The organism is Aquiflexum sp. (assembly GCF_041749095.1).
GTDB lineage: Bacteria > Bacteroidota > Bacteroidia > Cytophagales > Cyclobacteriaceae > Aquiflexum.
This window is the reverse complement of the sequence record NZ_JBGTCA010000178.1, coordinates 1-10,180: the sequence shown is the minus strand read 5'-3', so window position 1 is coordinate 10,180 and position 10,180 is coordinate 1. Positions and strand designations below refer to the sequence as shown.

The 10,180-nt window shown below is 42.0% G+C and carries 6 protein-coding genes; all 6 read left to right on the top strand.

Going from position 1 to position 10,180, the window contains the following annotated elements; translation table 11 throughout:
* Nucleotides 1-367 (top strand): sensor histidine kinase (locus tag ACEW8O_RS08865; RefSeq protein ID WP_373494266.1); only part of this gene is annotated, 367 nt, incomplete at its 5' end.
* 31 nt (nucleotides 368-398) lie between these two features.
* Nucleotides 399-629, top strand: coding sequence for a hypothetical protein (locus tag ACEW8O_RS08860; RefSeq protein WP_373494265.1), 231 nt, complete (start codon nucleotides 399-401; stop codon nucleotides 627-629).
* 490 nt (nucleotides 630-1,119) lie between these two features.
* Nucleotides 1,120-3,279, top strand: a complete 2,160-nt coding sequence (locus ACEW8O_RS08855) for a tetratricopeptide repeat protein (protein WP_373494264.1) — start codon at nucleotides 1,120-1,122, stop codon at nucleotides 3,277-3,279.
* Between the two features lie 318 nt (nucleotides 3,280-3,597).
* Entirely contained in the window at nucleotides 3,598-3,993 is a 396-nt protein-coding gene (locus ACEW8O_RS08850; protein ID WP_373494263.1) for a response regulator, read from the top strand.
* A 330-nt stretch (nucleotides 3,994-4,323) separates the two neighbouring features.
* Nucleotides 4,324-6,531 (top strand): hypothetical protein, encoded by a 2,208-nt coding sequence (locus ACEW8O_RS08845; protein WP_373494262.1) that lies wholly within the window; start codon nucleotides 4,324-4,326, stop codon nucleotides 6,529-6,531.
* A 275-nt stretch (nucleotides 6,532-6,806) separates the two neighbouring features.
* The coding region (locus ACEW8O_RS08840) for a two-component regulator propeller domain-containing protein (RefSeq protein ID WP_373494261.1) at nucleotides 6,807-10,180 on the top strand (3,374 nt) is incomplete at its 3' end.

The window sequence follows — 10,180 nt, the reverse complement described above, 5'->3', positions numbered from 1 at the left end:
GTTGAATATTATCAATAATGCTTTTCAGGCCACCAACCAACAACCCTCCAAGGGTTTGGAACCCTTGGAGGGTTTTAAGCCACTGGTAATCGTCACCACCAAGCTGTGGGAGGGCTCCCCTTTAGGGGCTGGGGGTAGCGACGGGAAGTGGGTCGAAATCTCCATCCAAGACAACGGTCCCGGCATCCCCGACGCCATCAAAGACAAAATCTTCCAGCCTTTCTTCACTACCAAACCTACAGGTCAGGGAACTGGACTGGGATTGAGTTTAAGTTATGATATTGTGAAGGCACATGGGGGGGAGATTAGGGTGGAAAATTTGGATGGGAATGGCTGTTTATTTGTTATTGATTTGCCGAATGCTTAGAATAAATGTAACTTTATTAAAATACTAAATTATGCGTGCAATAAAAACCACAGCTTCATTTGATGAAAAAGGTGAACTTAAAATTGACCATCTTCCCAAAATAAAAAACCAAAAAGTGAAATTGTTGATATTATTGGAAGATAACGAACAAAATGAATGGTATCAATTTTCAGGCAGGTCGCTATCATCTGCTTATGATGACAATGAACCCGATTATTCTATAAATATGGTTAAAGAGCCTAATCCTGATTATCAATCATGAAAGAAGGGGAAATCGTATTGACCCATCTACTTCAAAGTGACGGAAGCATTAAGCTAAGACCTGTATTGTTTATTGAAGAAGTTGACAGGATATAATGATTTTTTGGTTTGTGGCATTTCTACCCAAATGCACCAATTTATAAATGGATTCGAAGAACTATTAGACACAAACGACAAGAATTTTCTTCAGACTGGGCTTCGCCAATCATCAATAATAAGATTGAGCTTTCTTGCTGTAATTCCATGCGACTTTTGATAGTCTTTTTCGGATCAAAAATCAGTTTCCACAACAAAATCAAATGAAAATCAGTGATCAACAAAATTTATCCGGTCTTGATGATTATATTCAATCGCTGAAATAAAAAACAGAAAGTTTGGACAAAATAAGTGAAATAAGAGTTATCGATAACGGATCTCCTCTATTAATAAACTGTCAAATGATACCTATTAGGTTTATTCTAATTTTATTTTTATTCATCATTTTTACTTCGGTGAATTGCCTGTCCCAAACCCCCAAAGCTGACAGCCTATTGTGGGTAATCAAGTCCACTGAAGATGACAGCTTGAAAGTTAGGGCATATATTGATTTAGGCCAGGAATTAATGAATTCGGACATCAACCAATCAATCCATTATCTTGATGATGCCATCCTGTTAGCCCTCAAGATAGATTACAAAAAGGGTCTGGCTGATGCCTACAATGTCCAAGGTAGGGCATTGGCCAATCAGGGTAATTTTCAGGATGCTATTTTTATATTCAGGCAATCGCTTAATGAATATCAGGATCTCAAAGACAAGGCCGGAGAAGCCAATATCCTAAGCAACTTGGGCTCCATTTATTACCGAATGGGAAACAGTACCAAAGCTTTGGAATTTCACTTTCAGTCCCTGAAGATTGCTGAAGAAATAGGCGATAAACGAAGAATAGGAACTTGTTTCAACAATATTGGTACAGTCTATCAAAAATCCGAAAGTACACTTGATGATGCATTGGATTCATATAAAAAGGCCCTGGAAGTCTTTGAGGAAATCGATTATGAAGATGGCATCCCAACAGTAGCCATGAATATTGGAGAAATTTACTTTTTGGAATTAAAATATGATTCTGCCTTGCACTACCATCAAGTGGCTTTGGAACTTTGCGACGGCACCATTGATGCAACTTTTCCTCTTACACAAATGGGAGAAATATATGGTGCCTTGGACGAATTCGAAACTGCATACAGTTACCATCGAAGGGCCTTGGGTATCTCTGAAAAACTGGAAGCCAAATTTGAATTGACCCAAAGTCTTATCGGCTATGCAAAAACCCAAAAAAAACTGGGAGATTACCAGCAAGCTATCAGATCATTGGAAAGGGCAAGAATTATTGCTGCAGAAGTCGATGCCAAAAATGAATTAAAGGATGCTTATGAAGGCTTATCAGAATTGTTTGCATTGGTCGGGGATTATAGAACTGCTTATGAAAATGAAATCAATGCAAAATCAGTCAAGGAGGAAATCGCAAAATCCAGTACAGAAGATATGATCAGGCAGCTTCAGTTTGAATTTGAGCTGAGCCAAAAGGAAGCTGAAATAGAACTGCTCCAAAAAGATACGGAATTGAAAAATGCAGCGGTATCCAATCAACGGATTGTAATTTTTGCTGCTTTTGCAGGATTGTTCATGTTTCTTTTTATCAGTATTTCCCTTTTCCGGAACAACCTGGCCAAACGAAAAGCCAACCGGCTACTCCAATCCCAAAAAGAAGAGATTCACTCCCAAAGGGAAAAGGTAGAGTTGGCATTGGACCAATTGAAGTCCACCCAAGCCCAACTCATCCATTCGGAAAAAATGGCTTCTCTTGGCGAACTTACTGCAGGCGTAGCCCATGAAATCAAGAATCCTTTGAATTTTGTGAATAATTTCTCGGAAGTAAGCTATGATATGATATTAGAGATACAGGAAATAAGAGCCAAACAGCAAAAACTTAATCAAGCTGCCGGAAAAACAGAGGATGATCTATTGGAAGATGAATTGTTGAGAGACATCAGAATAAATATTGAAAAAGTAACACACCACGGACAGCGTGCGGATGCCATTGTACAAAGTATGTTGGATCACAGTAAGTTCAGATCAGGTGAAAAGGAGCCTACTGACCTGAATGACCTGGCAAAAAAATATCTAAATCTGACCTATCAAAGTTTCAAAGCTAAAAACAAGGAAGCTGAAATTAAACTGATCACAGATTTTGACCCTGAACTGCCTATAATCGAAATAATTAAACAGGATTTCGGACGGGTCTTATTGAATATCTTCAACAATGCTTTTTATGTTCTTAACAGGAAAAATCCTAATGATGAGGATATGCCGGAAAGTGAATATCCTACCCTCACACTCACCACCTCACTCTACACCAATACTCACGGGGAAAAGGGTGCAAAAATCTCCATCTCTGACAACGGACCCGGAATCTCCGATAAGATCAAAGACAAAATTTTCCAACCTTTCTTTACCACCAAGCCCACCGGAGAGGGAACAGGATTAGGCCTGAGCTTAAGTTACGACATCGTAAAGGCAAATGGTGGAGAGATCAGCGTAATGTCAGAAGTCGGCAAAGGGACTACTTTTTTGATTGAGTTTCTTGCTCACTATAGCCTAAATGATTTATAAGTAACGATTCCCGTTATCCGAAGTCTTTGACTTTGGATCATTGAGTTCAGAGGCTTTGCCTCTAAAAATAAAATCTCTCTACCTGCACTCATATGTTATCCATAGTTAAAATAGGCCTGATTATCGGATTTTAATAAAGTTGCGTGACCTAAAAATAATATCACTGAAAATTGCTAAATTGTAAACTGGAAATATTACCATAATATTCATAAATTTGTATCTAAAAATTGAAGGAAGAGATTCTTACTTTCCACTAGCCGACAAAAAAGACAATGGTATAGAAAATTAAATTTTAAATTCACCAAAATTATTAGAGAAATGAAATTTTTAGTGGTTGATGACGAAAAAGATGTAGAGTTATTGTTTCAACAAAAACTCAGAAAAGAAATCAGAAGTGGGTCCATAGAACTTGAGTTTGCTTTTTCAGGAAATGAGGCACTCGAAATCATGGAGAAAAGTGAATCAAAAGAGGTGATGTATATTTTTTCTGACATCAATATGCCGGGAATGACGGGTCTTGAATTATTGGATAAGTTAAAAACGAAATTTCCTCAAATACCGGTAAGCATGATCTCAGCATATGGTGATTCTGAAAATTATGAAAAAGCCATCGAGTTGGGAGCAAAGGAGTTTTTTGTTAAACCTATCAATTTTGAAAACCTGAAAGTGGAACTGAATAAGATCATTGAGGACAAAGAGCCAAAGCAGGACTGATAAGTTTGACATATAAGTGCAATATCAACCCTCACCAATTTGATATGATCAGGGTCAATTTCAATTTTTAATCAGCCTTTTTATTTGTCTGATTTCATATTCATCCCCATCATCGGAAGTCTCTACTAGACTTCTTCATCTATTTTGATTTAGATCAATATATTCCAATTAGATCTAGGGTAATTCTTTTATTTAAAAGGAGTTTCTTTTAAGAACCTGTATTTCAATTATTTGATAACCCATTTCTTTGGATAGTTTCCGCAAAATGATAAATTTGATAAAGCAGGTTTTTAAAACCAATTCCTCTTTATCAACCCAAAACATCCGGCCATGGACATTTATCAAAAATTCACCTACTATTCATCTCCTAACAGAAGACTAAAACTCAACTATTTCCAAAAAATGAATCCCCTTTGCTGTGGGATTTTTCTTTTTTGGTTCTTGATAGCCTGTCAACCTTCTCCTGAAAAAATTGAGATCGGCAATTCTGACATCGCCGGTGTGGTGACAGGACCAAATGGACCTGAAGCAGGGGTTTGGGTTATTGCCGAAACTTTTGACCTTCCAACCAGATATGCCAAAATAGTGGTCTCAGACGATCAGGGCAGGTATTTGATCCCGGAGTTACCTGCTGCCAATTATTCTATTTGGGTGCGTGGCTATGGATTGATCGATTCCCAAAAACAAGAGGTGACGCCCGGAAATAACATTGATCTGAAAGCTGTCACGGCACCAAATCCACAGGCAGCGGCATATTACTATCCGGGAGGTTATTGGTTTTCACTTTTGCGGGCACCTGAAGTAACCGAATTTCCCGGAACCGGACCTGACGGCAATGGCTTTTCACCAAATGTCAAAACAAGGGCGGATTTTCTAAGAAGTATAAAATCAGGAAATTGCATGGCCTGCCATCAGATGGGCAGCATTGGAACGAGGAAAATACCGGAAAGTCTCGGAAGCTTTCATACTTCTGAAGAAGCATGGGAAAGGCGGCTGCAATCAGGACAGGCAGGTGCAAGTATGATCGGAGGAATCCAGAATTTGGGAAGGGATGGCGTGCTGAAGATGTTTGCAGATTGGACAGACCGGATTGCGGAGGGTGAAGTTCCTAAAACCCCGCCAAGACCTGAAGGTATAGAAAGAAATGTGGTCATTACCCAATGGGACTGGGCAGACCCGAAAGCATATCTCCATGATGTGGTGTCCACAGACCGGAGAAATCCCACTTTGTATCCCTATGGACCTGTCTATGGCGCTCTTGAAGCCAGTGCGGATTATCTTCCCGTCTTAGATCCTTCTACACATGAAGCAAGTCAGGTACCATTGACCGTAAGAGATCCCAATACACCTCTTGCATCGGGGCCCCAGGTGGCAGGTTCTTCTCCCTATTGGGGTGATGAAGCCATCTGGAACAGTCAGGCCAATGTCCATAACCCCATGTTTGACGACAAGGGCAAGGTTTGGATCACGGCGGCTGTCCGGGCATTTGAGAACCCGGCTTTTTGTTTGGAAGGTTCTGACCATCCTGCTGCCAAAGCATTTCCGGTCAGTCGTTCGGGACGCCATCTTGGGGTGTATGATCCCAAAACCAAGGAATATAAGCATATCAGCACTTGCTTCAGTACCCATCATCTGATGTTTGCTGAAGATGAGAACAATACCCTTTGGACAAGCGGTGGCGGACAGGTCATAGGCTGGTTGGACACCAAAATGTACGAGGAAACCGGAGACGAAGAAGCTTCCCAAGGCTGGACACCACTGATATTGGACACCAACGGCAATGGAAAAAGGGATGATTATGTGGAACCCAATGATCCTGTAGATCCCAACAAAGACAAGCGTATTTCCAAAGGCCTCTATGCCGTTTCCCCAGCACCTGATGGCTCAGTTTGGGGTTCTTCATTGGGTTATCCCGGAGCAGTAATACGTTTGGAACCCGGGTCAAATCCAGTGGAAACGGCATTGGTGGAATACTACGAACTTCCTCTCGATGAATCTGGAAATCCGGTTGAAGGATATTCCCCCCGTGGAATGGATGTGGACAGAAACGGGGTAGCATGGGTAGCCTTGGCAAGCGGCCATATGGCCAGTTTTGACAGAAGGAAATGCAATGGGCCACTGAATGGTCCCAACGCCACCGGCCAACATTGCCCGGAGGGGTGGACTTTTTATACCGAACCCCTTCCGCAATTAAAGGGGCTAGATGAATCAGGAAGTGCAGAGTCCAGTTACTATACCTGGGTGGATCAGTTCAATACTTTGGGATTGGGTGAAAACATCCCCATCAATACCGGAAACGGCTCGGAGGGTCTTCTTGCCCTGAAAGACGGAAAGTGGGTTGTCCTAAGGGTTCCCTATCCATTGGGATTTTATACCAAATGGATGGACGGTAGGATCGACGATCCTAATGGAGGTTGGAAAGGAAGAGGGATATGGGCCACCATCAGTACCCGGACACCTTTCCACATGGAAGGCGGAAAAGGGACTACCAGTAAGGTGTACCACTTTCAGATGAGGCCGGATCCATTGGCGAGATAGATTATCCTTTCTTTTGGTTTTAATAAGTTGATCTTTTAGGATTCAACACTTCTATTTTTTCAAGCTTTCTTTCGTAAATTTTTTTTTATTATAACTGAATATCAAATAGTTACTACTTATATTTATATTTAATTCAAACAACTTTTTACTCCTTAAATCCTAGAATGCATACCAGTCTGAAGCTGTTAGTGCTTATCAGGATTCAAGTAAATACAAAAAGAAAATACAGGGTACTTGCCTTGACAGAAAAGAAGACAAACAATAAATGCAGGGTTATGAAACCATTGACCAGTATTGTAAAAGTCATTTTAGTCGGTGCTTGCATTATTCTTAATACGGCTGAAAAAAATTACGCACAGCAGCAACCGTCATACCTGTTCGAACATTTTCAGCTACCAGGTGGAAATCAGGCTAATTATATAAATGGCATAGCAGAAGATTCACACGGTTTCATGTGGTTTTCTTCCTGGAACGGCCTTTACCGCTACGATGGATATTCTTTTACCAATTATACCCACGATATTGCTGACCCCACTTCTCTTTCCTCAAATTGGGTAGAAACGGTGTATATTGATGGAGAGGGAACGCTCTGGGCCGGTACATATGGGGGCGGATTGAACCGATTTAATCCCGATAAAGGGACGTTTACCCACTTTCGAAATGACCCAAACAATCCTGCCAGTATAAGTCAGGATTCCGTTACGGTGATCATGGAAGATCATAAGGGGCAACTTTGGGTTGGAACGATGGGAGGTCTCAATCGCATGGATGACAAGACAGGCACATTCACCCGCTATATGTATGATCCTGATGATCCGACCTCTCTGGGTAATGATCAGGTACGGGTCATGTTTGAAGACAGCCAAGGAACATTTTGGATTGGAACTAACAGCCCCTTTGGCCACGAACGAAACAATCCCGGCCCCGGTGGCCTGCACCGTTTTAACCGGGAAACAGAAATCTTTACCCGTTATATTCACGATCCCAACGACCCCAATACCCTTAGCTCCAATCACGTCATGAGTATCTTTGAAGATTCGGGAGGAACGTTTTGGATCGGCACCTGGAATAACGGATTGCATACTATGGACCGTGAATCAGAGATTTTTACCCGCCATGTTTATAACCCGGAAGAGCCTGATAAGCTTAGCCCGCCAATAAGCGACTTCCAGACAAAAGTTGAGGGAGGCGTATGTTTCATTCATGAAGACGATCAGGGAGCTATATGGATAGGAAGTTATGGCTTAGGATTGAATCGTTACGATCCTAGGACGGATAAACTTATCCGTTTTGAATCGAATCCAGATGATCCATCATCGCTGTCTTCAACTAATGTTTGGAAAATGTATCAATCACAAGACGGTACATACTGGATTAGTATGGCTCCTGGCGGACTTGATAAAGTTCATTCAACCCGAAAGCTTTTCGAACATTATGCACTCATTCCAATGCATTCCAATAATTTCATGAATGTACTTGATGCAGACGATTCCGGAATTTTACGTGTCAATGCATGTTGCCCTGAAAATAATATTGTCAGCTTTCAGCATTTAAAAAATGGAAATTTTTCATATCGGGCGGATTCTACATTTACTACCATCGGAATTTTCATTTCAGCCATTGAGCAAACAAAAGATGGAACTCTTTGGCTTGGCAGTCATGAAGGAGTTGAGTCGGCACGACGCGGCGGTCTCTATCAAATGGATAAGGGGACTGACGAAATCATTCCGGTATTGGTTGACGCTACAAATACAGGCATAGACGTCGGGCCTGTTGTTTACATTTTTGAGGACAGTGAGGGCCTATTGTGGTTTGGCACCAAATGGACCGGCCTTTTTAACATAAATAAAGAAACCGGCCAAGTAGGTCACTATACTAATGAACCGGGCAATAAGGGAAGCCTGAGCCATTCGAATGTAACCACCATTTATGAGGCTCCCACCCAGCCCGGAGTGATCTGGATCGGTACCGAGGGCGGAGGCCTGAACAGGTTTGATAAAGAAACTAAAACTTTTACCCGATTTCAAAATGTCCCCGGAAATCCGAACAGCCTATATGGGGAATACATTACGAGTATTTATGAGGAGGCACCTGGCTTTCTGCTAATTGGGACAAGTAATTCGGGGCTCAATCGGTTCGATGTTAAGAACAATACCTTTACACATTTCACTGCCTTTAACAGTGGTCTTTCTGATAATTATGTTTCCTGCATTCTTGGGGATAAAAACGGACATATTTGGATAGGAACTTCAAAGGGATTGAGCCGTTTTGACCCAGAATCCAGGTCATTCTACTCTTTTGGGCCAAGACATGGTGTCAATGCATTTCCTTTTGTTTCATCCTGTGATTGTGACCAGTTTGGTAATTTGATTTTTGGGGGAATCAATGGGATTACTGTTTTTAATCCCGACAAGATTGAACTGGCCGGCACCCCTTCTCCTGTGGTTTTCACGAATTTCATTGTTGCCGGTCAATCAGTACGCCCTGAAGCAGATGGGCCATTACAGGCACCAATTTGGAAATCCCGGGAAATTCGGCTTCCGCACAATAAAAGCACTTTTTCTTTTGAGTTTGCAGCGCTCGACTACCGTGATCCGCAATCAAATCAATACGCTTATATGTTGGAAGGATACGATCCGGATTGGCGTGATGCAGGTACGCTGCACAGGGCAAACTACACCAGAGTTCCCCATGGGGAATACGTCTTTAGAGTCCGGGCTGCCAACAGTGAGGGCGTCTGGAACCTCGAGGGGGCTTCGATACGGATTATGATACTTCCTCCTTGGTGGCAAACCTGGTGGGCTTATGTACTTTACACGCTTATTGTTGCTGCCATTATTTTAACTTTTGACCGGTTTCAGCGGCGAAAGTTAATTGAAAAGGAACAAGAACGGGCACGGAAAAGGGAGCTTGAGCAGGAAAAAGAACATACCAAAGTATTGGAAAAAGCTTATGATGAACTTGAAGATTCGTTAAATAAGCTTACCGCCACCCAGTCCCAGCTCATTCAGCAGGAAAAACTCGCATCTCTGGGTCAGCTCACCGCCGGCATCGCTCATGAAATTCAGAATCCTCTGAATTTTGTGAATAACTTTTCTGAGGTCAGTGGTGAGATGATAGTAGAGGTTAAAGAATCAAGAGCCAAGAGTCAAGAATCAAGAGAATGGACTGATGAGGATAAGTTGGAGGATGAGATTCTAGAGGATATCAAACAGAACTTGGAAAAAATCAACCACCATGGCAAGCGGGCGGATGCGATTGTGAAGGGTATGCTGGAACATAGCCGAACAAGTACTGGGGAGAAAGTCCTGACGGATATCAATGCTTTAGCGGATGAGTATTTGAGACTTTCTTATCACGGGATGAGGGCAAAAGATAATTCTTTCAATGCAGAATATGAGACTCACTTTGATCCTGATCTCCCCAAAGTCAATGTGGTGCCTCAGGATATTGGTCGGGTCCTGTTGAATGTCATCAATAATGCCTTTCAGGCTGTAGGGACGGGGTATGCCATGTCCCTACAGCCTATGGTGACGGTTTCCACCAAAAACCTTATCAACAAAATACAGATTTCCATCAAAGACAACGGCCCCGGCATCCCCGACACCATCAAAGACAAAATCTTCCAACCTTTCTTCACTACAAAGCC